Source organism: Microcoleus sp. K4-B3, from assembly GCF_036704615.1.
Taxonomy (GTDB): Bacteria; Cyanobacteriota; Cyanobacteriia; order Cyanobacteriales; family Microcoleaceae; genus Microcoleus.
The window spans coordinates 89,853-114,508 of record NZ_JAUBSF010000006.1 but is presented as its reverse complement, the minus strand read 5'-3'; the positions used below and the strand labels follow the sequence as shown (position 1 = coordinate 114,508).

The following is a 24,656-nucleotide window of genomic DNA, read 5'->3' as shown; positions in this document are numbered from 1 at the left end:
GGTGGGCCTCGGCGCACCTTACACACGTAGCATAAAATGCGATTTTTCGCACGAATCTCAACTTTAATTAAACCGGATCGCGGCTTCAGAGTCAGTCAAGTGAGAAGTATCGCCATTAACTGCGATCGACCATTCTCCCTCACCCCGCACCAATTTTACCAAACAGCACAGAGAAGCGTTAATTTCCGTTTCCGCACCGCCCGCCAGCCCGATCGCAGTTCCTAAAACCGACGCACCGTGACCTACTAATAACATATCCTCGGGAAACTCAGCGGCGAGGCGTTTGGCAGTTTCCCCAGCCCTGTTGAGGCAATATTCGGCTGTTTCTGGATAGTTGGGAATGCCGCGTTTGTAGGAGGGGTCAATTCTGGGGAAACGCGAGCACAAAGCCTCGACGGAGAGGGTTTCCGGCATTTCCGTCATCCATTCGGGATTCAGCCATTCGCACAGTCCCCATTCTAGTTTTATTGACAAATCGAGGGCGTTGGCCACGTGATTTGCTGTTTGGACGGTTCGCAGAAAAGGGGAGGCGAAAATATGAGAAATTCCTTCACCTTTGAGGCGATTTGCGAGTTGTTTGGCTTGAACGTGACCGTCTTTGGAAAGGTGGGGATCGTAGCGGTGTTCTGCGGTGAGAAACCAGTCGGGGTTAACGAAGTCGATGCGGTTTCCGTGTCGTGCGATCCAGACTGTTTGTGGCATGAGTTGGTTTTAGTTTGGCTTCTAGGTGTAATATTATATCAAAGATGCTGATTTAGGATCTTTATGAAATTCGAGTGGGATGAAAACAAGGCTGCGGTAAATTTGTCCAAGCATGGCATCTCATTTGAGGAAGCCAAAACGGTTTTTGACGATCGCCTCTACGTCGATTTCTACGATCCGGATCACTCTGATGAAGAAGATCGCTATATTATTGTTGGAGAGTCCCAGCAAGGTAATTTATTGATAGTGTCGTATACAGAAAGAGCAGATTTTCTTCGTTTGATTAGCGCCAGAAAAGTAACACGAGTGGAGCGAGAAGTTTATGAAGAAGGATGAAACAGGGATGGACGATGAGCTTCGGTCGGAATATGATTTGAGGAAGTTGCGTGTAAGAAGGGTAGGCTCTGGACGAAAGACCGTTGGTGGTGTAAATATTCGTTTAGAACCGGATGTTGCAGAGATGTTTCCCGATTCTGAAGCAGTGAATGAAGCTCTGCGGTTTTTGATTAGAATTACTAAAGAAAACGTGGTATCTGAGAAATAAGATCGCGAAATAAGCCCCCGGATCGATCCGTGGGGTCGCTTTAAAGTCTTTAATTAATTTTATCGCAACTGTGCCTTATAGTTTGTGCAACTATTTGACACTGCGCTAAAATTACATCAGTCACTCTGTATTGTCCAATGGCTCAATCTATAAAGCAACTCCACGCCCAAATTCAAGCCATGCCCAGCGATTCGGTAAAAGCGATCGTGCTTTCATGGCTGAATCAGTCCAACGGTAATCTCAGCGACTTTGAACGCCTAATCGCAGAAATTGCCGAGGAAACGGAGGGCTATCAGTGGGGAGAAATTGACACAGCAAACGAGTTTCAACCCCTCAGCGAAGAAGAAACGATCGCCAAGAGTCTCGCAGCCTTGCAAGATTACCAGACAAACAAGACGGGCATTGGGCACGATCTGGTTAAGCAATGGGCAGATAGTCTAGGGAGCGATCGCGAATTGCCATGCCCTCAGTAATTTGGACGCGCCCAGCCTTAACAGCACTCGATCGGCATCGCCAATTCCTGGCTGAAACTGACCCCAATCTTGCTATTAAAGCAATTCAAAAGATTGTAGAGGTGGGAGAAAGTTTGCAGACATACCCGCAAAGAGGCGCGCTTGTTGAACAAACCCCTGGTCTGCGCAAACTAATTGTGACCTTTGGGAAAGTTGGTTTTGTTCTGCATTACGCTATCTTAAACGATGAAGTCCTGATTTTACAGATTTACCACGGACGACAACAACGTCCCACCTAAATTGCCTCTTCCGATCAAAATTATGCACATTACTGATAGCGATCGCGCTACCATTCGCTCAGTCGTAGAACAGCAACTACAAGCATTTCAAAAAGATGATGCTGCGCTCGCTTTTTCCTTCGCCAGTCCCGGAATTCAGCAGCAGTTTCGCACAGCAGAAAACTTTATGCACATGGTAAAAATTGCCTATGAAGCTGTCTACCGTCCGCGATCGGTACTATTTGAAAACCTCGGCACAGTAGAAGGGATTCCCGCTCAGCCGGTGCTGTTGCTGGACTCTGAAGGCATCCCAATCAGAGCCATTTATCTTATGGAAAAACAGTTGGATAATAGTTGGCGAATTAATGGCTGTTATTTGGTTTCCATAACAGCATAAATAAGTTATACTTACTTTGAAGCTGAGATTTTTTTGCTAACTCGCAGCATCTTATTCCCGCCTTTTTGAAACTCGTAGGGAGCCTCTTGAATTTCTACACTAAAATTTCTATTTTTCAATTCTGTGGCGATCGGATTTAAGTGTTCGGATTCCTCCCCGCTAAAACTCTGCAATAGAGGGAATACCCGGACTTCCTTTGCAACCCGGCACATTTCTGTTATTGCTTCCAGATGAAATTCTTCGGAAAGCAGGTGAGAATAAGCAAATAAGAAATGGCTGCACAAAGCTAAATCGAAGTGACTGTTCTCGAAAGGCAAAACTGGCAGATCGGCATTCAGGTAGCGGCCTTCCTGCAAGCCTGATGGAAAATCTTCTAAAAATTCCTGCATCGCCTTCATTCGCACTTCGCCTAGCTGGTACGGCGATTCAAAATTATTCCACAGATAGCCGTCTAAATTGGCTTTAACACCGTCAATGACAGTTTGATATGTTTCTTGGATGCGATCGCCAATCTCCACCGCAGTAAACTGATAAACTGGATCGCAAGAAATTACTTTTTTACCTTGGCGAGTCATTTCGGCATTGAAACTTGCCGGGCCGCCGGCACAATCAAGAATTGCTAGCTTGAGGTCACTTGATGTCAAGCTAAACATTCCTATGTATTCATCCAAGCAGCGTCCCCAAGGAATTACTCGATCCAATTTTAGTGACACTTGTCTTTGTCCTGCTGAGAGAATTATTTAACATTTTACCTCAAATCAGGGCGTTTTTTTATCCATTTCTTGGGCGGGTTGATTTGTATCCGGAGTTATGTATGAATATTTTTTCTCAAACGAGTTCCTAATCCTGAGAACAGTTGGCGGGCTTTACAGTTTCTTTACAAACAAGGTACAAAATAGTTAAGTGCGATCGCACTATTTTTATGCTTCCACCTGTGGATTTTGCAGCGAAGCGAGGCTACACTGGACAGCAGAGAAAATAAACTAAAATTAACTAGGTAAATTGCTCTCGTTCATTGGCAGGCTGCAACCAGGGAAGAAAGATGAAACATACCGTTCAAACCGCTAAAAGTCTTAGTTTGTCAGCACTCCTGGTGCTATTGAGTTCGCTGCCCAGTAGAGCTCAGTTGCCTGCCATCAGAAATCCTGCGCCCGCTAGGAACCCAAACCCACCGAGAGTACCGCCGCCGCCACCTGCGGGTTCGAGTTTGCCGCCGATCGGCAATGTTGGTTCGCTGACACAAGAAGCAGCTTATACTTTAGGCTCGGGCGATCGCATTGCTTTAGAGATCTTCGGTGTCCCTGAATTCAGCAAGGAATATCAAGTGTTAGTTGACGGGACGCTCAATTTGCCAATCATTCGCAGCGTCCCAATTCAAGGGTTGACGCTGCAAGAAGCCGCTAACGTGATTACCAAGCGATACGAACCTTTCATCAATGTTCCCGTTATTACCGTGACTCTGGTCGTCGCTCGCCCCCTAAATATAGGTCTTGCCGGTGAAGTTACTCGCCCGGGTTCCTACAAGATTAATCCCACTAGAGAAGGAGGAGGAGTAAAATTCCCGACTTTGATGGAAATGCTGCAACTTGCAAAAGGGGTGACATCAGCAGGAGATATGCGAAATATCCAAATTCGCCGTCCCCGCAGAGGCGGGTCGGAGCAAGTTACTAATGTTGATTTGCAGGATTTTTTAGACACGGGAAATTTGCGTCAAGACGTTACCATTCGAGATGGAGATACAATTTTTGTACCGACAGCAAGTGCCCTCAATACTGAAGAAGTCCGTCAAAGAGCCAGTGCTAATTTTTCCGCTGATATTACTAAACCAATTGGCGTGGTAATTGTCGGCGAGGTAAACAGGCCTGGGCCTTACACTATATCTGCTGCTGATTTGCGATCGACCAACCAACAAACAGAACTGAGTTTTGTCAGCATCGAGCAACAGCAAGGAGCAGTTGTCGGTTTACCAACGATAACTAGAGCGCTCAAAATTGCTGGCGGTATCACTACTGAAGCTGACATTCGCCGCGTGCAAATCCGCCGCCGAATCAGAGGTGGCAACGAACAAACTATCATGGTAAATCTGTGGGATTTGCTGCAAAAAGGCGACGCAACTCAAGATGTTTTGCTGCAAGAAGGAGATAGCGTGATTATCCCGACAGCAGCTACTGTAGACTTAGCTGAAGTTTCTCAAGTCGCAAATAGCAGTTTTTCTCCGAACGCGATTAGCATCAATATTGTAGGAGAAGTAATTAGGCCTGGGGCTTTGCAGGTGCGGCCTAGTACATCCCTGCACCAAGCTTTGCTGACCGCAGGCAGTTTCAATCAATTGCGGGCTAAAAAAGACAAGGTAGAACTATTGCGTTTGAACCCCAACGGTACTGTTTCTCGCCGCACGATCGAGGTGGATTTTGCTCAAGGGTTGAATCCTAATAATAACCCAACTCTTCGCAACAACGATGTGATTCTGGTAGCGCGATCGGGCTATACTAGGGTAGCAGACAATATCAACAGTTTCTTGCAGCCGATCGCAGGAGCTGCAACTGGGATCAGCGCTGTTAGTGGCGTTTTTACTGGGTTTCAAGCAACTATCAACGCTTTTCAAAACTTATTTTTGGGAGGGGATTTCGAGCGGAGAAATCAACTCAGACAGCTTCGCGAACAACGTCAAGACAGACAAGAGCAACGTGAAGACAGACTGCTAGAAAGAGAGCTACAACGTCAAGATAGATTGCAGCAAGCTGAAGACAGAAGACTGCAACTTGAAGACAGAAGACTGCAACTTGAAGACAGGCAGCGGCAAATAGATCTTGAGAATCGGCAAATTCAAATCCAGGAGCAGCAACTTCTGCTCCAAAATCAGCAGCAGCAAATGCAGCCACAGCAAATTCAGCCAGCTCCTTAGACATCATAAGTAAGCAACGGCTAAAACAAAAGAATACGCAGCTACCCGACTTCTTTAACCAGGGTAAACGCATCTTGTCAATAACGAGGGGTTTTAGCACTGCGCACTTGGCTTTATTGTTGTTTACTGAGAACGGTTTTTCAACCTGTAGCGCTTTTGTCTCAACTCAAACGCTATATATGGGAATTTAGTAGTTAGATGCGTTTACCCTGCTTTTTTAATAAGTCAAGTATCTAAAACAAGAGCATTTTGCGTTTAATTAGGTTGACTTAACTTACCTCAAGTTATGTTATTTTCTTAGAAAGACCAAGCAATCAAAAAAGAAGCGGCAATATAAGCAAAAGCTTCGATTAAACCTGCGCCTAAATTAGGAACTTCCTGATTGACAATTTCATCAGAAATTTTGACTCCCGGTACTAATATCAAATCTGCAAACCAGCGAATGGCCACCAATAATACAAAACAAAACAGCAAATTTAACCCGTAAACTCTAAAACTGCTTACCCAGTCTTGAAACTCAGGAGCAAAGGCAATCCTGACAATATTGCCAGTAGCCACTAACAATCCTGCACAAGCTATGCCAGCAGCAGGGTTGTTGCGCTTTTCTATTTCTCGGAACACATTGTATTTAGCGAAGCGGGGATAAACAGCGCTCGCTAAAACCAACACTCCCAATCCGATCGCCCAACAAGCAAATCCTACTAATAAATTGCCGCCTTCTCCCGCTAAAGCAGCATTCAGAATTAAGCCGTTGGCGATGTGATTTCCAGCTTCTACAAAAGCCGCACCAATATTGCGTTCTTGGATGATTTCGCGATCGCAGTCAAAGTTTTTGAGAATCAGCCGATCGCCCACCCAGGCTCCTGCTAGCATCAACAAAATTACCAAACATCCGTAGCTGGCTAAATTCAGCAGTTGATCTGGGAAACTGGACAAGGTTTTGTCTAAAACACCTCCCAAAGCAATCACAATCCCAAAGTAATATCCAACTAAGGCGATCGCCACAGCCGGATTATCTTTGACAAACAGTTCTAAATTTAATTCCATCCGCCGCCGAAACAATTTTTGGTAAGCTAGCTGTCCGAGCCAAAACAGCAAAAACCCGAGCGCTATTTCCAAAATAATTAACATCCATTGACTCATATATTTTCTCCTTCCATTTTGCTTAACAAGCTAATCAATGTATCTGCTAGCCGATCGTAAAAAAAGCAATCATGTGCGCCTGTAGTTGTCACTGAAAATCCTCCAAATTGGCTTTTAAAACGCGAAAAATTTGCATATCCGTGACTGGGGTTGCGAGTAAAACCGTAAAAATCGTAAAGTTGACAATTCTTAACTTTCGCTCTTTGGATCGCGCTCCAGTGCAATCCGTAAGCTGCCATTACTTCCGGGTGTTCGGCACTTCTGCCGCCATACAAGTAAATAGCGCGATCGCCCCAATAAACAACTAACATTACCGCTAGCAATTTTCCCTGCCACCTCGCCAAGCCAATTTCAGCTATTTGTGCGGCAAATAAAGTTTGACATAAGTTAATAAAAAAGCCGTAAGGTTCTCCAAAAAACTGCTGGCGTTCTACTGTTTGGCGAAAAACATCGTAAAATAAAGGAATAGCTTGAGAATCTGCTGTAAATTCTATTTCCACACCTCGCCGCTGACTTAAATTCACATTATATCGACCTTTTGGCTTCATCGCCGCCAATATTTCGGTTTCGGAAGGACGCAAATCAACTAACAGCGTTTCCGATGGCAGCGAATCGGCAGGAGCCCGCGCGAACCCTGCTAAATAGTCTGGTTTTTCTTGCCACATGGGTTCGATCCGCAGGGCGATCGCTCCTAATTCTTTCGCTAGCTTTCTTGCTGTTTCTAACAACATTTCCATCCCTGCTGCCCGATATTCTAGAGGTAAAATCGGCCCGCCTGTCCCTAGCAATAAATTAGCTTTGTCGGGATGAGGATAGTAATAAAAGATACACCCACCGATTAATTTCTGTGCTTGAACAGGCAAGATACCTGTTCCACAATCAATATCAGCAACAGGCAAGATGCCTGTTCCACAATCAAAATTATTTCTTGTGGGGTGGGCTTCTAGCCGGCCCGCATCAATATCAGCAACAGGCAAGATGCCTGTTCCACAATCAATTTCTTGTGTTGTGGAACGGGCATCTTGCCCGTTTTTAATAATTGTACAACATCTCAATTCAAACAAACCGTAGCGAAATGTTTTATATCCTTCCAATTCCTTAAAATCTGCCCAAGCCGACCCCTGCATAAAACATCCAAAAGGTGCAGTTTTTGCTAAATTATCCCAAAGATATCGCTCATCGATATTCAGCAACCTAATACTTAACTGAGATTTTGACTTCACCGTCAAACTAGAATCGCAATTTTCTGCCGAATTATTCATCATCGGAATTATTAAATAAAAGATTCCACAACCAATATAAAGCACCTATACTGGTAATGAAACCTACAGTTTTAGTGAAACCAGAACCATCACCTCCACTAGAGTTAGAGGATGAAGAACTGCTACCGCTGTAAAAACCTTTAGCAAATACAGCGTCTGGTGTCAAGAGATTAGCCATTAATAAAACGACAGATAGTGTGATGATAAATTGTGCTGTTTGCGGCGGCAATTTGGATAAAGCTTGACCGGTTTTAATTTGTGTCGCTAGTTGCTTGCAATTGTTGGCAAACTTAGGCGGAAGTTCTGCCGATCGATCTAACAATTCCTTCAGCAAGCGAGAAACATCTACCCCTGCTAGGGCTTGTTTCAAGTAGATCTGCCACTCCTCAACCATTTGCGGGCTGTGGTAGCGGTGTTGAACGGGCAGAAATTTGCTAAAATCTCGGTGATTTGCTGCGTTGGGAGATTCATAAATTTGTTCCAACCAAGCTTTAACAATTGATTCGAGTTGGAGGCGATCGCCCTTGGCTAAAATTCCAGTTCCTAATTCTTCAATGTCCAGAAAATCTACAGTTTCACCTGTATTTTCTGCGGCTGGTGTCGATGGAATTTCAGGATTTAGTAAATAATAAAACAGTTGCGGACAAGCTAATGTGTGGATGGCAATATCGCGGCGATACATAGCAATATTTTCAGGGAAATTGAAGCTATTAAACAACTGTTTGCGAGTCAGAGATTCTAAACTATCGGTCAGGGCGATCGACTTTATTTCCTCTCTCTTAATTGCCCGCTGCGAACCTAACAAGAAACCCCAAATCCCCAAGCCGCATTCCTCAAAGGAGGGTATTTTTACTGCTAACGGCTTTGCTGTTAAGCCTGCAGAAAGTAAAGTTTGATACAAACACCAAAAACCCAGCGCGCGTTTTTCCGGCGATACTCCATTTGTGCTAACAATGCCGTCGGGAATCAGAATTCTGTTGATTTCTTGGAACCATTCGCGGCTGTAAATAGCCGTCTCTTCAGCAGTATTAGGATATGTAAAATCACAGATGACAGCGTGATAAGAATTATCGGGAACAGCCTCCACAAATTCAAAAGCTTCTTGGATGCGAACCGTCAGGCGATCGCTCTTCAAACTTCCTAGATTGTACGGCAAAAATACCGTATTTGCCATTTCAATCACTTCCGAACTGAAATCTACTAAATCAATGGCACCAACTTCAGCAAAACGCAGCACATCTCGCGCGGCCAATCCATCTCCTCCCCCGCAGATTAAGACTCGCAAATTAGTTTGAGGAAATCGCTGCACTGCCAAAGCAACAGCAGGTACGACCAAATATTCGTGATAAACAGCTTCATCACCAGTATCGAACTGCAAATCGCCGTTGATGTAGAAAGCTAGACCGTTAGTGCGATGCTCAATAAATAAAGAAGTTGGCATTTCTTCCGCTATCCAAATATTAGCCAGTAAATCCCGATTATTAAAGTTATCGATGCAGCTATCAACTGATCCCAAGGAAAAGCACGAGAGTTTTTACCTGCACCTTTTTCAATTTCCGAAAAGTCTTGGGGATTGACAACCTTAGACAAATAAACGTGCAAGTCTCCAGAAGGCCAAGCTTCGATCGCTAAATTTTTCTGGTGCGATCGATCCCAGTAGTCCCAAGTAATGCGGTTGCTTGTCCCTGCTTGTCCCTGATAATTTCCTTCTGTTTGGGACTCTAAGTAATAAGAACGGCCGAACAGTCGCAATTCGGGATAAGGCGGCTGTAGTTGCTGCATATTTTCCCACAAGTAATTGACCGTATTCTCAAGAGGATAGGGCGCAAAAAGTTGGGGGTTGCTAATTTCCTCCGCCAGATACCAATGGACAATAGTTTCTGGATTGGCCGGGTCAACTTCGCGCAGCAGATAATGTTCTTGCTTGTCGGGCGATCGCAGCAACCATTCTGCTGTTTGGTAGCCGTTAGCGTCAGCGTAGGTGCTGGCATCTTTGACTTTCCAGCGGACGCCGCGGTAGGTGAGGCGATCGCCCGCCTGTAGCTGTTCTAATTGAGTTTGAACTCCAGTAGAGATCACAATCTTTGTATTTTATTAATTTTTTTTTGAGTTTACTATATGGCAGGAAGTCTTGCCAAGCGATCGATTATTAGCTTCATTATTATTTACATTTTCGCCGATCGGGGTTAATTTATGTTATAAAGATTTACTCGATCGAGATATTATGGCTATTAAAGGCTGATTGCCCGATCTCAGATCCCAGACTTCTCCGAGAAGTCTGGGAGGTTATATTCTCGAAATTTATCTAACCATTTATTGCCAATTTATTTAGGTTTTCGCCCCCAACAATTCCGGCTGCAAAACCTGATTTAATTTGCCGCTGCGAAACCCCTCCAAATCCAAAGTCGCGTACACAAAACCAAACTCTTGAAACACCGCCACCAATGCAGGCAAATCTGCCTTTACCACAAACTCCTGAATCTCTTCTGCGGGTAACTCAATGCGCGCCGTATCTCCGTCCGATCGCACTCGCAGATTTTTCAGTCCCAACTGCCGCAAATACCGTTCAGCGCGCCCCACTCTTTGCAGCTTTCCGACGGTGATTTCTTCGCCGTAGGGAAAGCGGGAACTCAGACAAGGCTGCGCCGGTTTGTCCCACCAAGGCAAACCCAATTCTTTTGCCAATTGTCGCACTTCAAATTTAGTAATTCCTACTTCTGCTAAAGGCGATCGCGCGCCGCGTTCCTTTGCCGCCTGAATTCCGGGACGGTAATCCTTTAAATCGTCAGCATTAACCCCATCCACCACATAAGGATAACCCTTTGCTAGTGCTAGCGGTTTCAAAGTATCGTGCAGTTCGCTTTTGCAGAAATAGCAGCGGTTAACCGGGTTAGAAGTGTAATTGGGATTTGCCATTTCCTGAGTTTCTACTTCCTCGTGGGAAATGCCAATTTCTGCTGCTTGAATGCGCGCATCTTCTAAATCTTCGGGCAGTAAAGACGGGGAAACAGCCGTCACTGCCAAAGCGCGATCGCCCAACACGTCAAAAGCGATTTTTGCCACCAAAGTGCTGTCAATTCCGCCGGAATAGGCAATCAAAGCCTGTTCCATCTGTGCGAAGAGAGTTTTTAATTGTTCTAGTTTTTCGACTAACATGATTTCAACTTTGATTACTGCTATTCTGGATCGATGCCGAGGGCTGCCAAGCGGGCCAAAAGTTCTTGGTTTCGCTGTTTTTCCTGTTCCAGCAGCGTCTCGGCTAACTCTTTGTCTTGCTGTTGGCGATCGGCTCGCTGTCGTTCATTTTCTGCCCGCTGGCGTTCATTTTCTGCCCGCTGGCGTTCATTTTCTGCCCGCTGGCGTTCATTTTCTGCCCTTTCTTCCGGCCACAAAAGCAGTTCTCCGCCCTGCGTCCACCAGCGCAGCCAATATCCTGTTCTACCTTCGCGACTTCCCTGCCACACTCCCAAAAATAGATTTAATCCAGGTATTAAATAACGGCCGTTTTCATCAGGATTTTGATTGTCGTAACGGTCTGATTCTAGCGCATAAACTTCTATTCTGCCTGTATGCGGTCGAAAAATGACATAGCGAGGAACTTTAATTACTTGTTCGTAAAAAAACCACTTGCCGATTTCTTCTGTGTGTTCGACAGAGTATTCATCGCCGTAAGTAGCTGATAGAAATTCCATCACTACAAAAGGCACTGTTCCTTCGGTATGAGGCGTGTAACTGCGGCGGGGATAGTTGTGAGGCCAAGGTTGAACCGGCTGCACGTACATCCAGTCTGGGGCTTTGCAAATAGTGCGATCGTCCACAGCAGCGCACAAAGCAAAATTAGAAACTATTAGTGCGTCTTGCATTAGTTCCGGGGAATCCACTACAGACTGCCGCAAACCGTTAGAGATTAAAGGATGTTCTATATTTTCCACGGGGTCGTCTGGTAGGATGAAATCATCGGGTAGCAGCGGCCAAGTAATCTTGAGCTGCGATATCGGTTTGTGAATTACAGTAGTCATAAGTCACCTCATTTTACCAATAAAAGTTTGAGTTTTAGGCGAGATTGGCGATCGATAACCTTGTCTATATCTTAGCGCGCTAAGTAGATAATAAAATTGGTTTGTAGTGAGGACTAAAGTCCTCACTACAAACAATTACCCTGAAGCTGCGGAATGCGCGCTTTAAAATTCCCTACGGGAAAATATGGCGATCGCAACTGACAGCAGCAGCACCACATACAGCAAACCGTAGCCAGCATCTGTAATCAAACCCGCTAAGTAAGGAACTTGTCCGTAAACAGCATCGTTTCTCAAATTGAATCTGGCTAAATCCGGCAAAACCAAATAAAGTCCCATCATCAATTGTTCAATGCCAGGATTTTTAGTTAACTTGCCCAAAGCCACTAAATCCCGCGTCGAATGTCCCATCAAATAAACGCCAAATGTCAGTAAAGTTGCCAGCAGCGAACTGCTGAATACCCCAAATAAAATCCCGACACTGGCCATGAGACACAGCTCAAACCAGACAAACAGCGAAGCGATTAAAATGCTTCCCAAGGGGTAAGGAATGCGGGTTAAACTCAGAATAGCCAGATAGATAAGAGTCATTGCTGCTACAAGCACCGCCAGCACCGCTGACAGCCCTAAGTGCTTGCCCACAATTAACTCAGCCCTACTTATCGGCTTAGCAACTAACAGGTAAACAGTCCGCTTTTCAATTTCTTTGTTGACCAGTCCGGTAGCCACAAAGACTGTGGCAATTATACCGAGAATGCTCATAGCAGCCAAACCGACATCTAAGATAATTTTATTCTCGGTTGTCGCAGCCAATTCCGGTATCAACCGTACTGAGGCTCCCATCAACAGAGAAAAAATAATAATTAAGTAAAGGATGCGATCGCGAATTACTTCCCAAAATACATTGGTCGCGACTGTCAAGATTCTTCTCAAATTCATCTAGTTATTAACCCGCTGGAAACTTTCGCCATACTTTAATATAAGGAAGAATGAAGTTCGGCAACGCGCAGTGAATCGGGATTTAACGGATTTAACGGATTGGATGTTGAGCGAAGAAGTCCGAGGTTCGACAGAAGATTCTCCCCTATCTTCCACTCTCCCCATCTCCCCCTCTCTGGCTCGGACACTCTCCTCATCTCCCCCTCTTCCCCTTTCTTCTGGGACACTCTCCTAACTGCCTGAGACAGGCTTAAACTTGACTGTCTCCCGCAGTTCCATCTTTTTTCTGTCCGGGTTGAGAGCGTTTGATCGCATCGCAGCTTACAGTCGCCCTATTGCCTATCTCGAACACCTCGCAAGATTTGGTAAACGAATATATTTCCGGTCTAAAAACCAGCCCCAGCCAAGTTGCCTGCATCTCTAACTGATAGCGGGAGTCTCCTTGGACGATCGAAGTTTTGACATCCCAGCTCGCATCTTCTGGGACTATCCCAGTTGTTTTTAAGGCTTGATTCCGCAGAAAAAATCGCTCGTTGTCAATATCTATTAACATTTGCTCTACCTGCGCCCACGGTTTTGTGCGGGCTTCATTTTGCAGGTATCGCTCCATGGCATTGAGGATGACAACACCTCGGGAGCGATTAATAGTTGGCTGTTGAAATGTCACCACATAATCGCTTTTCCTCAAATCCTGCGATAAAACGCTTGGATACTGTTCTATCCAACCTTGAATTAAAAAGTGAAATGCAAACCAACAGGAAAACAGCAGGTGAACTAGGGTAATTATCAAAAACTGAGGGCGCACCAACGACTTGATACTTTCCCGTTTTGACTCGCTATTCCAAACCTCTATTGTAGCAAGAATTACTACTGCTATAAGTGGGCCGGATATCCATGCTATTTCCTTCCTATCCGCCGGCAATCTTACCAGCAACCACAAGCCAATTAAAATGCTTGTCACCCACGGACTCAGACTTACTCCTTTAATTACAAAAGGTTGCTGGCTGGTCAGCAAACCCATTGAAAGTGTAAAAAATAACCAGCTCATATCAAAAAGCAGAGTTCTCGTCCGCCAGTCAGTGACTGCCGCCACTGTCAGCAAAGCTAAAAAGATGCTGAGCAGTAAAGGCGTCTTCCAGTGGACCACTTTAGGCGGAATCATCGCCTTTTGGATTTTTTTATTGGTTTCCCAAAGGTTGTTCGTCAGCTTAGTGAGTTGCTGAGTGGCATCAAAAAATTGCTTCATCATATATTTCAATTGACGCTTTGCAAAAACAACACGGTTAAAATAACGAAATTGCTAACCGTGTGGGCGATTAAAATTCCCCCCAACTGGGTAGTTACTTGAAAAGTTTTTTTGGGAGGACGGCGGGTGAGAGTGGGCGGCCCTAAAAACTGAGTTTTGGAAGCTTTTTTATTGCCTAAAACTATGTTTTCTATGATTCCTAATCCCTGCCATTTAGCTATAAAAGTTACTGCCAATACTGAGACTGCTATCATAGTTATTCGAGCGTAAACATCCTGCCCTCGACCTAATAAAATATAACCGATAAGCTGTTCCCGCAAATCTTTGGGAAGAACGCTTTCAATGCCGAAGAAAACTAACCAGCCTACGAAAGTGCAAGATAGATTGAGGATGGCTGTATATTCAACGCTGGTTTTGGGACCGAGTTTAAGTAGTTTTTGCAGAAACCACGATTCGATCGCGATCGCCAAAAACATAATTAAAATTTGCACCAAAACAGTCCGAAATGGGAAAACACTCGCAATCATAAGCTTTCAGGTATATAAGCCCGTGTTAAGTTTTAATTGTACAGCACAAGCGGAATAATCTTAACCGCAGGTTTGAGCCCCTGATTGCGTTTGATCGCTGCTTAAAAGATTGGGGGTTAGGACTTATCGTATAATCTTTGGAGATCCGCCAACAGAATGGAAAAATTAAACATTCAAGGCGCGCGATCGAATACCCACCCCGATACAGACTCAAATAACTGCTGATTATGGTAAGGAATGGCATTGGTATTCGGACAGCCTCATCCCGGTCGGAACGCGTTGCGGGTCAGATTCACGTCTACGACGGCGCTGGTAAAGGCAAGTCTCAGGCAGCTTTGGGAGTAGTGTTGCGCTCGATCGGGCTGGGTATCAATTCTGACTCGCCCACGCGAGTTTTGTTGCTGCGCTTTCTCAAAGGCCCCGGCCGCTCCTACGACGAAGACGGGGCAATAGAAGCCTTGCAACGGGCATTCCCGCACTTGATCGACCAAGTGCGCACCGGCAGAGCCGAATATTTTGGGGCCGAAGCAATCACCCGCTTCGATCGCGCAGAAGCTCAGCGAGGCTGGGATATCGCCAAAGGAGCGATCGCCAGCGAGCTCTATTCCGTGGTGGTACTAGACGAACTAAACCCCGTATTGGACTTGGGTTTGCTGCCAGTGGACGAAGTAGTCCAAACCCTCAAAAACAAACCAGAATATTTAGAAGTAATCGCCACAGGTCGAGCGGCCCCCGAAGCTTTGCTGGATATTGCCGACTTGCACTCAGAAATGAAGCCCCACTATCACCCCGCAGCGGCAGAGCATCAGATTGCGGGTATCGAAATATACACGGGAGCGGGCAAAGGCAAGTCTACGAGCGCTTTGGGCAAAGCTTTGCAGGCAATAGGTAGGGGTATCAGTCAAGACCAATCTCACCGCGTGTTAATCGTGCAGTGGCTCAAAGGCGGCACCGGTTATACAGAAGATGCGGCGATCGCTGCTTTGCGGCAAAGCTACCCACAGCTAGTAGACCACCAGCGGTGCGGCCGGGATGCTATAGTTTGGCGGGGGCAACAGCAAGAGTTAGACTGCATTGAAGCAGAACGCGGCTGGGAAATCGCCAAATGTGCGATCGCCAGCGGCTGGTACAAAACGATTATTCTCGACGAACTCAATCCCACAGTAGACTTAGAACTGCTGTCGGTAGAGCCGATCGTAGAAGCCCTGCTACGCAAGCCCCGGGATACAGAAATTATTATCACCGGGCGGTGCCACAAACCCCACGCTTACTTTGACTTGGCAAGCGTACACTCCGAGGTATACTGTCACAAACACTACGGCGATCGGGGCGTAGAACTAAAGCGGGGCGTAGACTTTTAAAGCCCGGAGCGGTACGGAGTTCGATCCGGGATCAGAATTATTAAATGACGGCCCTGCCTGGAAAACCGGAAATTGCCACAAAGCCTTGTTACCAAGTAACAAATATCCCAATTTCCCTTGTCTTCTCGATCACCCAGATCTGCCTTTTTTAATCTTTAATTTCCTGCCCCGGACGCGATCCCCGACCGCCAATCCAGAATGGAACATTAAGAATATAAGCCACGTCTTCTTGAGCATGAGCACCTGAGACTGTGGAAAAGGGTTATTAAAGGGTGAAGACATTGAAAATAAAAGCTTACAAGCAAAAAGTCCGCGAGGGAGAAAGTCTAGACAGGGTTAATGCCAGTAGGCTAGACTTGCGGCTGGCAAACAGGTTAAACTACAGCGGCATCCAAACATTCGGTGTTCTAGGCAGTGTCTGTAGTCGCACAAGCGATGACCAACAAGTAGAGGAGTGAAGCTGTATGACAACGTTAGATGACAATCCTAATCAACTAGATTTAAACCTTCCGGGACTAGGGCCGGATACAGTATTCGCCGGAGCCGGGGCGGATTTCGTTAGAACTTCCACCCTGGGCGGCAGCTTAATATTTGGCCAAGCCGATAACGATACTCTGGTTTCAGTTGGCCCGAACGATACCCTGTACGGCGGCGAGGATGAAGACTCAATCAGATCCCAGCGCACTCCGGCTTTGCTGTTCGGCGAGGCAGGCTCGGACACCATAGTCGCTGAATCCCAGGGTACCCTGGCCGGCGGTTTGGGAGAAGACTTCCTCCAAGGTACTGTCGAAGCTAACCTGATATTTGGTAATCAGGGCGCAGATACGCTGCTGGGAGGGGCGCAGAGAAGAGACTCCCTCTACGGCGGCAAAGACAATGACGCGATCGGCTTCTTCATCGCAGGCGGTGGCAACAACCTCTCTTTACCTGGTGGCGTGGCTATTGGCTTCGCTGGCAATGAAGGCAGCAACTACTTGCGGGGTGATTTGGGCGACGACTTGGTTGTAGGTATCAATGTAAGAGACAGTCTCTTTGGCGGTAGAGGCAACGACACGCTACGAGGTGTGGCCAGCAGCAGCTACCTGTCCGGCGATAATGACGACGACATCTTAGTCATTACCAACAGTACCCAAGCCAGCCCGTTTGCTTCGACCGTCATCACGGTCGGCATTGAAAGAACCAGCTTGATTGGCGGTGCGGGCAACGATTCTCTCTACGGCGCCATCGGCGAGTTTGGCAGCGGCAGAAACTTCTTTGACGGCGGGGACGGCAACGACACGATCAGGGTTTTTGCAGCGCAGGATACTGCCCTCGGAGGTGGAGGCGACGACTTCATCGTGTCGTCAACGGTAGTTGCAATTTCGAGCGTAGGCGCCTCCAGTTCATTTCCAGGCTTCGCGGGTCGGAGCTTGCTCGACGGCGGAGTGGGCAACGACACGATCGTTGCAGCTTATTCGACTGATACCATGGTCGGCGGTGATGGCAACGACAGCCTGAGCGGTAGCTTTACTCAAGCCTCCGGTGCAGACGGCAACGATACTATCGATGCTACCAAGGCTATTTTTGCTGGTACTGGTACTGCTTTGGTTACTCTCGACGGCGGGCTGGGCAACGATCTGTTAATTGGCTACACTAATCCTACTGGCAGCACCTTCACCGTCACCAACCTCATGAACGGTAGCGAGGGAAGTGACACGATCATCTTTGGCAGCCAGTTCGATCGCGTGATTGGCAACTTTGCGGGTAACGACATCATCTCCTATGCTACCAGCGTCACCTTTAGCGGCACAGTCGCCAACTTCATTACCGATACTTTAGGCAGCAACTTCATTACTGGCGGCAACGGCACTGATGTCATAACTACTGGTAGCGGGGATGACATACTGTTCGGCGACTCATCCAACGCAACATTCGGGGACGATACCTTAAATGGTGGCGCTGGGAACGACACGATACTGGGCGGCTTTGGTAAGGACTATTTGATCGGGGGTGACGGCAACGACTCTCTCGGCGGCGGGCCTGGTGCTGACACGATGATTGGTGGCAACGGCAATGACAGCTTCTACTACAACAACTTCGGCGAGGGCGGCACATTGGGTAGTGAGCCAGACCAAATCGGAGATTTTGTTGTCGGTCAAGACAAGTTGATCTTGCAGTTCAACGGCTTCCCGGGCGTGAGTGCAGTCGAAGGTACGAATCGACTTTCTTCGAGGTCGTTCTTGGTGCTTGAGAACGGCGCTTACACTAGCAGTTTTGGTCCAGCCGGGGCTGCCGCGTCAGATGCGTTCCTCTTTTATGAAAATGGAACCGGACGACTAGGATTTGACCCTGACGGTACTGCTGGTGCTAACCCAGGCGTTACGCTGGCAATTCTGAATGGCAGACCGGGCGTGACGGCTTCTGACATTACCCTGATTTAATTTGGGTAAAAGTGCGTGGGGTCGATTCTGAAACGATCGCCCTACCAACTCTCAAAACTAATTCTGGTATGTTTAGAGCTGGGGATATCAATCCCTGGCTTTTTTTTATTGCAGCGATTGTTAGTGGAACAGGGTGCGTCAGGGAGCCTGAGTTTCTTTGCATCGCGAGGTGTTTGCCTGACACTAATAGCCCCCCTCACGGATCCTACAAGTTTGGGCGATCAAAAAAAAGCCAGCAAACGATAGGTTTGCTGGATTGAGTAGGCAGGAAACTTGTAGCAAATACTGTTACTAAGCTTTGTCTACAATCTCTTTTGCTTTATCTTTGAGGTCTTCTTTCAGGTGAATTGCTGATGCTTGGTCTTGCTTGGCTTGACCTTCTAATTTATCTTTCTGATTGCCTGTAACTTCGCTAACAGCTTCTTGGATTTTGCCTTCAATATTCTTCGCTGTTGCTTCGACTCTATTTTCAATGCTCATAATTTTTTATTCTAACTCTACAATTATTAATATATGATTTTAAAGTTGAGTCTGTATCCCTCTTTAGATAGATTTGTTATTACCTTTATTTCTCAGTTACAGGTTCGATTGGAATTTCCACAAGTTTATTTCTGGAGAAAAAACCGGATTTAATGCCGATCGCAGATTTCGGCACTTTAAACTTTTTCGCCAACAGCATGATTAATTCTTGATTGGCTTGTGCGATCGACTGGCAGCGATTTGAGATGTACTGTAAGACTGCCGTCTGGTTGTTCTGCGATGCTTTGCTGTTTGGAATGCGGTTTTACTTTGACTGTGAAAACAGTCATGCTTCGATTGTTTCTGAATGTTCGATTTTTGTCCCTAAAACTTTCAGAAATTCAGCCAGCCAGTTAGGATGAGCCGGCCACGCGGGGGCTGTAATTAAGTTGCCATCGACTACAGCGTCGGTAACGGGAACTTCTGTATATTTGCCGCCTGCCCGGAGTACGTCGGGGCTGCAAGCGGGGTATGCAGTGCACCGTTTGCCTTCGAGTACGCCTGCGGCAGTTAGGACTTGCAAACCGTGACAAATAGATGCGATCGGCTTTTTGCTGTTGGCAAAGTAGCGGGTAATTTGCAGCACTTGTTCGTTGAGGCGGATGTATTCTGGGGCGCGTCCTCCGGGGATAACCAAAGCGTCGTAGTCGGCCGGGTTGATTTCGTCAAAAGTGGCATTTAAAGTGAAGTTGTGGCCGGGTTTTTCGCTGTAGGTTTGATCGCCTTCAAAGTCGTGAATTGCGGTGCGAATTTTTTGGCCTGCGGCTTTTTCCGGGCAGACGGCGTGGACGGTGTGACCTACCATTTGCAGTGCTTGGAAAGGAACCATTACTTCGTAGTCTTCTACAAAGTCGCCGACTAACATTAAGATTTTTTTGGCTGTCATGTTTCCAACTCCTGTTATTTTGATTTGATTAAATAGGATTAAAAAAAAATGCGGGGCAGTTAAAAAGCTTGCCCCGCAAGCTATTGTGGAATCTAGAAACCGTTGCGTCCCCAAATGACCATTGAAATTGAGAAGGAGAACAGAACTAGCACCGAAACCCAACCGAGTGACAAAATATCCATAGCTATTTATTGAACAAACTGTACAAAGTGACTCCAAACCTTATGATAAGTCAATTTGAGCCATTTTTGAAATGAGGGCGCTGTGAAGGACTCGTCAAATTTTAGTGCCGCTGAACGGGTAGAATCTTTGAAAGCAGGGAGTGTTGCTGCTTTGTCTTGTTTGCTTGGTTTTGGGGCGATCGCCCTTGGTAATAGCTTAATTCTAGCGGATAGGTTGGATTCTCTGGCGAGTTTGCAGGTAAGGGAAATTGACCTAAATTTTGCCTTGAGAGGGACTATCGCACTTTTGGGCGGTTTTTTGTTCGGCGTGACTTACCGCTATGCGATTCGCCGAGATGTTAATCCGCAGCTTAAATCTGGTGCGGTGTTGGCTTTTGGGTTGGTGCGGGCTTTTGGACAGTTGGATGCTGGATTGTTTTTTGAACCCGGGAAGATACCCGCCCTACAGGAGTTATTGCCGTTTGCTGTTCGCGGTGCCGAGAGTGTAGTATTGTTTGCGATCGCGGGTTTGGTTTTGGATTGGGCGATCGGGCGATCGTGGATTAAGCCTTTCGATTCTTGAGTGCCACATCTTGCAGCATTTTTATGAACAGGCAAGATGCCTGTTCCACAAAAGTTCAATTTTCTTGTGGGGTGGGCTTCTAGCCCGCCCAAAAAATAAAATTTAGATGCGAAACAGCTTATTTTGCGCTAAACCCGCCCCTAAAGATTTAATACCTCAAATTCTGGATTGCCGTAAAGCATTTGCCTGTCTACAGCCGACAAAACTTTATTGTTAGCAGAATCAGAAACTAAACACTGACAAACTAGCTGCGCTACATCCGCCCGGTGAATAGTTCCAGCCACTAGACAATCTTCTGTTAAAATACCGTTGCCTGTTGCAGGTTCCGACTTGAGTCCGCCCGGACGAATCACGGTATAAATCATCCCGCTTTCTATCAAATGATTTTCGGCTTTTTCCTTTTCAATTAAAACCGGCCCCAAGGTTTCCAAAACTTGCGGTTGCAAAGCAGCGGCACTGTTACCGCTGCCGATGGATGAAACTAAAATAAATTTTTGCACCCCTGCTTTGACAGCCGCATCAATCAAGTTTTTGTTGCCCAAATAATCGGATCTTTCTCCATCTTTTGGCAAGCCGCCAATTGTGCTGATTGCGGCATGAATTGGCTCGCCGCCAGCCATCGCAGCTTCCACAGCCGCCAGTTCCAAAGCATCGCCAGTCACGACTTTGATGCCCATTGCTTCTAATTCGGTGGTGGTAGCGGGCGATCGCAAAAGTGTAGTTACTTGCATCTTTTGTGCTGTCAGACATTTCGCGATTTCTAAGCCGACGCCTCGACTAGCACCCGCTAAAAAAATGTGGAATTTCTCTGTCATATCAATTTTGATTTAATTGGTGCAGAAATTGGTTTATTTGACTGTGGATTATTATACAACCATCCTCTGTCAATTGGTGAATTATGTTTTTTATTTAACCGCAGAGGGCGCAGAGGGCGCAGAGGAAGAGAGGGGAATGATTCGCAATTACCGATTCCCAATTTCCAATTTACGTTAGATTTTTTTTCCCACGATTACTACCCAAGATTGAGCTTCGCGGGGTAAGCCGGGGGGGCGATAGTAGCGATCGACAATGGCAAATCCCGCTTGTTCTAAACAAGGCGCTAAAGTATGATATTCCCATCCGGCAGTATAGCGTTTTCCGGTTGGCCGCTCGTCGTATCCCTCCCAATTTCCCCGGCACATTGACATGACAATTGCACCGCTAACAACTAAGGCTTTGTGCAAATCTTGCAGCACTTTCACCATTTCATCGCTGGGAACGTGAATCAGGGAAGCATTGGCAAAAATACCGTCAAATTCTGCATTTGGCAAGTCTAGATTCAGAAAAGATTGCTGCCAAACTTCGCATCCCGATAACTTCTTAGCTATTTCTACAAAAGCTGGAGTTGCATCTAAGCCTACAACTGTGTGTCCTTGGCTCTTGAACGCTACTAAATCTCGTCCCGGGCCGCATCCTATATCGAGAATTTTACCGGGATTGCGGGGCATGGCAGCGGTCAATGCGTCGCGATTTTGGGATACGTCGTGATGCCAAGTTCCTTCTCGGAAAGATTCGGCAGTTAGCTGGTATTCTGCGATCGTAATTTCTTCGCGTTTGTCCACAATTTCCCCCTCTTGTATTATTTTAGATTTTAGATTTTAGATTTTAGATTGAAGAATGTTAACCGTAGAATAAGGGTTTATGGCTACAATCTAAGAACTTAAGGATGACGCATTTGCTACCTCAGAAACCCGGTTTTTCTTCCCCATGCGTAAGCGTGAAGTAGAGATATTGGGTAGGCACACGGCATTGCCGTGTCCTACTCTATTTCATCCGATTGAAAACTGCTATAAGAGTTACACAACCAGTGTTTTTTGGTTTGATTGGGTAACTGCTGAATCAACTTCTAAAAGAGAACTTTCGGGGGATTCGATCGCAAATCCCGCATCTCGAATCATGTCCCAATCTTGATGTGCAGCTTGTCCGGGAGTTGTCAGATAATCGCCAACAAAAATAGAATTAGCGGGGTAGAGTCCGAGAGGTTGCAGCGATCGCAAATGCACTTCCCGTCCCCCAGCAATCCGAATTTCTTGACTGGGAAGCAAAAATCGGAACAAACAGAGAATCCGCAAACATTGGCGGGGATTTAACCTGTTCACATCTGCAAATGGCGTACCGGGAATCGGAATAAAAAAGTTGACCGGCACGCTAGTAACCCCCAACTTGCGAAGCGAAAGGGCTAAATCGATCGCATCATCATCCGATTCGCCCATCCCCAAAATTCCGCCGGAACAAGTTGTGATTCCCGCTGCTTTTACGTGTTCGACGGTTTCAACCCGATCGCCAAAAGTGTGAGTGGTGCAAATGTCCGTGTGATATGATTCGGAAGTATTGAGATTGTGATTTACGCGATCGACTCCAGCTTTAGCCAGCCGGTGAGTTTGCTCCTGGCTCAACAATCCCAAACAAGCGCAAATTTTTAGGTTATAATTTGCCTTCACAGTCTCAACAGCATCCACAACGCGATCGAAAGTAGATGCGCTGGGTTGGCGGCCCGAAATCACCAAACAAAACGTACCTGCTTTTAAGTCTGCTGCGCGTTGGGCGGCATCCAGAATTTTCTCCTTAGCTAAAAGCGGATATTTCTCAATTTCCGCAGTCGAAATTTTGGACTGAGAACAATAATGGCAATCTTCAGGACAAAGGCCGCTTTGAGCATTTAACAAATAGTGCAGCCTGACTCGGTTTCCCCAGTAGTGGCGGCGCACCCGATAAGCTGCGTTTAGTTGTTCCAGCAAAACCTCATCCGGTGCGCGCAATACGGCTAAAGATTGCTCGCGAGAGAGACATTTGCCCGCCAGCGCGTCGTCAGCCAAATCGTTCCAATTGGGTAAATTCATTACTAAAATTAAAGGGTTTACAGAGTATCCAAAACCTGACGAATCACCCGATAAATCGATTCTAGTTCATCAGGAGAAATGCAGTAGGGAGGCATCAAGTAAAGCGTATTTCCCAAGGGGCGGAGCAAAAACCCCGCTTCGAGAAATCTGGCTTTCAAAACAGAACCGATGTCATTAAAATAACCGGAAACGCTTTCGGTTTTCACATCCATTGCTGCGATGGTGCCGCAAGTCCGAATCCGTTCGAGTTTAGGATGATTTCTCAGCCATTGATTCAGATATTTGCGGTGCAGTTTTTCCATCCCTTGATACACATTTGGGTTTTGCTCCAAAAGCTCCAAAGATGCTACACCCACCGCACAAGCTAAAGGATTTCCGGTGTAAGAATGACCGTGAAAAAAAGCTTTGTCCGATTCATCTCGCCAGAAAGCTTGATAAATATCCTCCGATGCCATTGTGACAGCAATTGGCAAGCAGCCGCCAGACAATCCTTTAGACAAACACAGGATATCCGGTGAAGTTCCAGATTTAACAGAGGCAAACAGTTCGCCTGTGCGGCCAAAACCCGTCATTACTTCATCGTAAATCAACAATACATTAAACTGGCGGGCAAGTTGTGCGATCGCCTGCAAAAACTCAGGGCGGCACATTCGCATTCCCCCGGCACCTTGCACCAAAGGTTCGATAAAAATACCCGCATAGCCGCCCTGCTTTAACAAAAACTCCAATTTCTCCAAACTCGCCGCCTCCTTGCTTTCCACCTCCTCATCGCCGTCAAAAGTCGCCGGAAAAGGAACAACATCCCCAGCAAACATTAAAGGTGCAAAAGATTCCCACCACAGCGAACTTCTGCCAGCAGACATCGCGCCCACAGTATCGCCGTGATAACCTCCCTCAAAACTAATAAAGCTAGTGCGGTTAGTTTCTCCGAGATTGCGCCAATATTGAAATGCCATTTTCAGAGCAACTTCAACAGCAGTAGAACCGTTATCAGAAAAGAAAATCCGCGTTAAAGAAACAGGCGTATGAGTTAGCAATTTACTTGCAAGTTTCTCTGCCGGTTCGTGAGTAAATCCTGCAAAGATTACGTGTTCTAACTTTTGAGCTTGTTCGTAAAGAGCCTCCGCCAGAACCGGATGGCTGTGCCCGTGAACAGTCACCCACCAACTAGAAATGCAGTCAAGAATTTGTCGCCCGTCTGCTAATTCCAGCACCGATCCTTTGCCGCGAATTACCTTCAGCGGCGGGGCAGCCGTTTTCATTTGCGTGAAGGGCTGCCAAATCGGTGAATTTGAAGAATTATGTTCCTGATTCGCAGTCATTTTTACCAATCAAACTAATATTAAGTCGCCTTTTAATATAGCAATTTTAACTCACTTATAAAGTTTTTTTTTGTTTTTGTTTCTTCTTCTCTTCCTTCGAGTCCTTAGCGTCTT

General features: G+C 46.3%; 27 protein-coding genes and 1 pseudogene. 9 read left to right on the top strand and 19 right to left on the bottom strand.

Annotated elements, in window-relative coordinates; translation table 11 throughout:
- Positions 1-63: 63 nt before the first annotated feature.
- Entirely contained in the window at positions 64-702 is a 639-nt protein-coding gene (locus QUA78_RS05410; protein ID WP_333398637.1) for a histidine phosphatase family protein, read from the bottom strand.
- A 63-nt stretch (positions 703-765) separates the two neighbouring features.
- Between QUA78_RS05410 and QUA78_RS05405 the strand changes: the two genes are divergently transcribed.
- The 5 genes from QUA78_RS05405 (at position 766) to QUA78_RS05385 (ending at position 2,373) form a co-directional block, all read left to right on the top strand.
- Positions 766-1,038 carry a BrnT family toxin gene (locus QUA78_RS05405; protein WP_333398636.1) on the top strand — a complete coding sequence of 91 codons (273 nt, stop codon included), beginning with the start codon at positions 766-768 and terminating at the stop codon, positions 1,036-1,038.
- Complete coding sequence (locus tag QUA78_RS05400; RefSeq protein ID WP_333398634.1) at positions 1,025-1,246, top strand: hypothetical protein; 222 nt, start codon at positions 1,025-1,027, stop codon at positions 1,244-1,246. Before QUA78_RS05405 ends, QUA78_RS05400 begins: the two co-directional genes overlap by 14 nt.
- A 137-nt stretch (positions 1,247-1,383) precedes the next feature.
- Positions 1,384-1,719, top strand: a complete 336-nt coding sequence (locus QUA78_RS05395) for a hypothetical protein (protein WP_333303253.1) — start codon at positions 1,384-1,386, stop codon at positions 1,717-1,719.
- Positions 1,707-1,997 carry a type II toxin-antitoxin system RelE/ParE family toxin gene (locus QUA78_RS05390; RefSeq protein ID WP_333303252.1) on the top strand — a complete coding sequence of 97 codons (291 nt, stop codon included), beginning with the start codon at positions 1,707-1,709 and terminating at the stop codon, positions 1,995-1,997. The genes QUA78_RS05395 and QUA78_RS05390 overlap by 13 nt, the downstream gene beginning before the upstream one ends.
- Before the next feature lie 22 nt (positions 1,998-2,019).
- The gene (locus tag QUA78_RS05385) at positions 2,020-2,373 is read left to right on the top strand and encodes a DUF4864 domain-containing protein (RefSeq protein WP_333303251.1); all 354 of its coding nucleotides are present in this window, start codon (positions 2,020-2,022) and stop codon (positions 2,371-2,373) included.
- A gap of 11 nt (positions 2,374-2,384) precedes the next feature.
- On the opposite strand, the gene QUA78_RS05380 is transcribed toward QUA78_RS05385, so the two are convergent.
- Entirely contained in the window at positions 2,385-3,086 is a 702-nt protein-coding gene (locus tag QUA78_RS05380) for a class I SAM-dependent methyltransferase (RefSeq protein WP_333303250.1), read from the bottom strand.
- Between the two features lie 329 nt (positions 3,087-3,415).
- Here QUA78_RS05380 and QUA78_RS05375 point away from each other — a divergent pair, with 329 nt between their 5' ends.
- Positions 3,416-5,278: a polysaccharide biosynthesis/export family protein gene (locus QUA78_RS05375; RefSeq protein ID WP_333303249.1), complete on the top strand. Its 1,863-nt coding sequence runs from the start codon at positions 3,416-3,418 to the stop codon at positions 5,276-5,278.
- A gap of 297 nt (positions 5,279-5,575) precedes the next feature.
- On the opposite strand, the gene QUA78_RS05370 is transcribed toward QUA78_RS05375, so the two are convergent.
- The 9 genes from QUA78_RS05370 to fraC form a co-directional block, all read right to left on the bottom strand.
- Positions 5,576-6,421, bottom strand: coding sequence for a DUF350 domain-containing protein (locus tag QUA78_RS05370; RefSeq protein WP_333303248.1), 846 nt, complete (start codon positions 6,419-6,421; stop codon positions 5,576-5,578).
- Positions 6,418-7,686, bottom strand: coding sequence for a peptidoglycan bridge formation glycyltransferase FemA/FemB family protein (locus QUA78_RS05365; protein WP_333303247.1), 1,269 nt, complete (start codon positions 7,684-7,686; stop codon positions 6,418-6,420). The genes QUA78_RS05370 and QUA78_RS05365 overlap by 4 nt, the downstream gene beginning before the upstream one ends.
- Positions 7,676-9,124 (bottom strand): spermine/spermidine synthase domain-containing protein, encoded by a 1,449-nt coding sequence (locus QUA78_RS05360; RefSeq protein ID WP_333303246.1) that lies wholly within the window; start codon positions 9,122-9,124, stop codon positions 7,676-7,678. Before QUA78_RS05360 ends, QUA78_RS05365 begins: the two co-directional genes overlap by 11 nt.
- A gap of 8 nt (positions 9,125-9,132) precedes the next feature.
- On the bottom strand, positions 9,133-9,762 hold the full coding sequence (locus tag QUA78_RS05355; protein WP_333303245.1) for a DUF4178 domain-containing protein: 630 nt from the start codon (positions 9,760-9,762) through the stop codon (positions 9,133-9,135).
- A gap of 249 nt (positions 9,763-10,011) precedes the next feature.
- A complete protein-coding gene (gene larE, locus QUA78_RS05350) occupies positions 10,012-10,839 on the bottom strand; it encodes an ATP-dependent sacrificial sulfur transferase LarE (protein ID WP_333303244.1) in 828 nt (275 codons plus the stop codon).
- Between the two features lie 20 nt (positions 10,840-10,859).
- On the bottom strand, positions 10,860-11,702 hold the full coding sequence (locus tag QUA78_RS05345) for a Uma2 family endonuclease (protein WP_333303243.1): 843 nt from the start codon (positions 11,700-11,702) through the stop codon (positions 10,860-10,862).
- Positions 11,703-11,864: 162 nt separating this feature from the next.
- Positions 11,865-12,638, bottom strand: a complete 774-nt coding sequence (locus tag QUA78_RS05340) for an ABC transporter permease (protein ID WP_333303242.1) — start codon at positions 12,636-12,638, stop codon at positions 11,865-11,867.
- Positions 12,639-12,888: 250 nt separating this feature from the next.
- Positions 12,889-13,887 (bottom strand): DUF5357 family protein, encoded by a 999-nt coding sequence (locus QUA78_RS05335; protein ID WP_333303241.1) that lies wholly within the window; start codon positions 13,885-13,887, stop codon positions 12,889-12,891.
- 5 nt (positions 13,888-13,892) lie between these two features.
- On the bottom strand, positions 13,893-14,411 hold the full coding sequence (gene fraC / locus QUA78_RS05330; RefSeq protein WP_172186210.1) for a filament integrity protein FraC: 519 nt from the start codon (positions 14,409-14,411) through the stop codon (positions 13,893-13,895).
- A 227-nt stretch (positions 14,412-14,638) separates the two neighbouring features.
- On the opposite strand from fraC, the gene QUA78_RS05325 reads away from it, so the two are divergent.
- Entirely contained in the window at positions 14,639-15,772 is a 1,134-nt protein-coding gene (locus QUA78_RS05325) for a cob(I)yrinic acid a,c-diamide adenosyltransferase (RefSeq protein ID WP_172186209.1), read from the top strand.
- A 464-nt stretch (positions 15,773-16,236) separates the two neighbouring features.
- On the top strand, positions 16,237-18,192 hold the full coding sequence (locus QUA78_RS05320; RefSeq protein WP_333303239.1) for a calcium-binding protein: 1,956 nt from the start codon (positions 16,237-16,239) through the stop codon (positions 18,190-18,192).
- 291 nt (positions 18,193-18,483) lie between these two features.
- Here QUA78_RS05320 and QUA78_RS05315 read toward each other — a convergent pair whose 3' ends face one another.
- The 4 genes and pseudogenes from QUA78_RS05315 to petN all read right to left on the bottom strand — a co-directional run bounded on the left by QUA78_RS05315 (position 18,484) and on the right by petN (position 19,779).
- Entirely contained in the window at positions 18,484-18,672 is a 189-nt protein-coding gene (locus QUA78_RS05315) for a CsbD family protein (RefSeq protein ID WP_333303238.1), read from the bottom strand.
- An 85-nt stretch (positions 18,673-18,757) separates the two neighbouring features.
- A pseudogene (locus tag QUA78_RS05310) lies at positions 18,758-19,001 on the bottom strand (DUF167 domain-containing protein).
- Entirely contained in the window at positions 18,998-19,597 is a 600-nt protein-coding gene (locus QUA78_RS05305) for a DJ-1/PfpI family protein (RefSeq protein WP_333303237.1), read from the bottom strand. The pseudogene QUA78_RS05310 and the gene QUA78_RS05305 overlap by 4 nt, the downstream one beginning before the upstream one ends.
- 92 nt (positions 19,598-19,689) lie before the next feature.
- Complete coding sequence (gene petN, locus QUA78_RS05300; protein WP_071883976.1) at positions 19,690-19,779, bottom strand: cytochrome b6-f complex subunit PetN; 90 nt, start codon at positions 19,777-19,779, stop codon at positions 19,690-19,692.
- 82 nt (positions 19,780-19,861) lie between these two features.
- Here petN and QUA78_RS05295 point away from each other — a divergent pair, with 82 nt between their 5' ends.
- Positions 19,862-20,341 (top strand): hypothetical protein, encoded by a 480-nt coding sequence (locus QUA78_RS05295; RefSeq protein WP_333303236.1) that lies wholly within the window; start codon positions 19,862-19,864, stop codon positions 20,339-20,341.
- Between the two features lie 140 nt (positions 20,342-20,481).
- On the opposite strand, the gene QUA78_RS05290 is transcribed toward QUA78_RS05295, so the two are convergent.
- The 4 genes from QUA78_RS05290 to bioA all read right to left on the bottom strand — a co-directional run bounded on the left by QUA78_RS05290 (position 20,482) and on the right by bioA (position 24,542).
- On the bottom strand, positions 20,482-21,156 hold the full coding sequence (locus QUA78_RS05290; protein ID WP_333303235.1) for an SDR family oxidoreductase: 675 nt from the start codon (positions 21,154-21,156) through the stop codon (positions 20,482-20,484).
- Positions 21,157-21,330: 174 nt separating this feature from the next.
- On the bottom strand, positions 21,331-21,942 hold the full coding sequence (locus QUA78_RS05285; protein WP_333303234.1) for a methyltransferase domain-containing protein: 612 nt from the start codon (positions 21,940-21,942) through the stop codon (positions 21,331-21,333).
- Between the two features lie 234 nt (positions 21,943-22,176).
- On the bottom strand, positions 22,177-23,220 hold the full coding sequence (gene bioB / locus QUA78_RS05280) for a biotin synthase BioB (protein WP_333303233.1): 1,044 nt from the start codon (positions 23,218-23,220) through the stop codon (positions 22,177-22,179).
- 17 nt (positions 23,221-23,237) lie between these two features.
- Positions 23,238-24,542 carry an adenosylmethionine--8-amino-7-oxononanoate transaminase gene (bioA, locus tag QUA78_RS05275; RefSeq protein ID WP_333303232.1) on the bottom strand — a complete coding sequence of 435 codons (1,305 nt, stop codon included), beginning with the start codon at positions 24,540-24,542 and terminating at the stop codon, positions 23,238-23,240.
- Between the last annotated feature and the right edge of the window lie 114 nt (positions 24,543-24,656).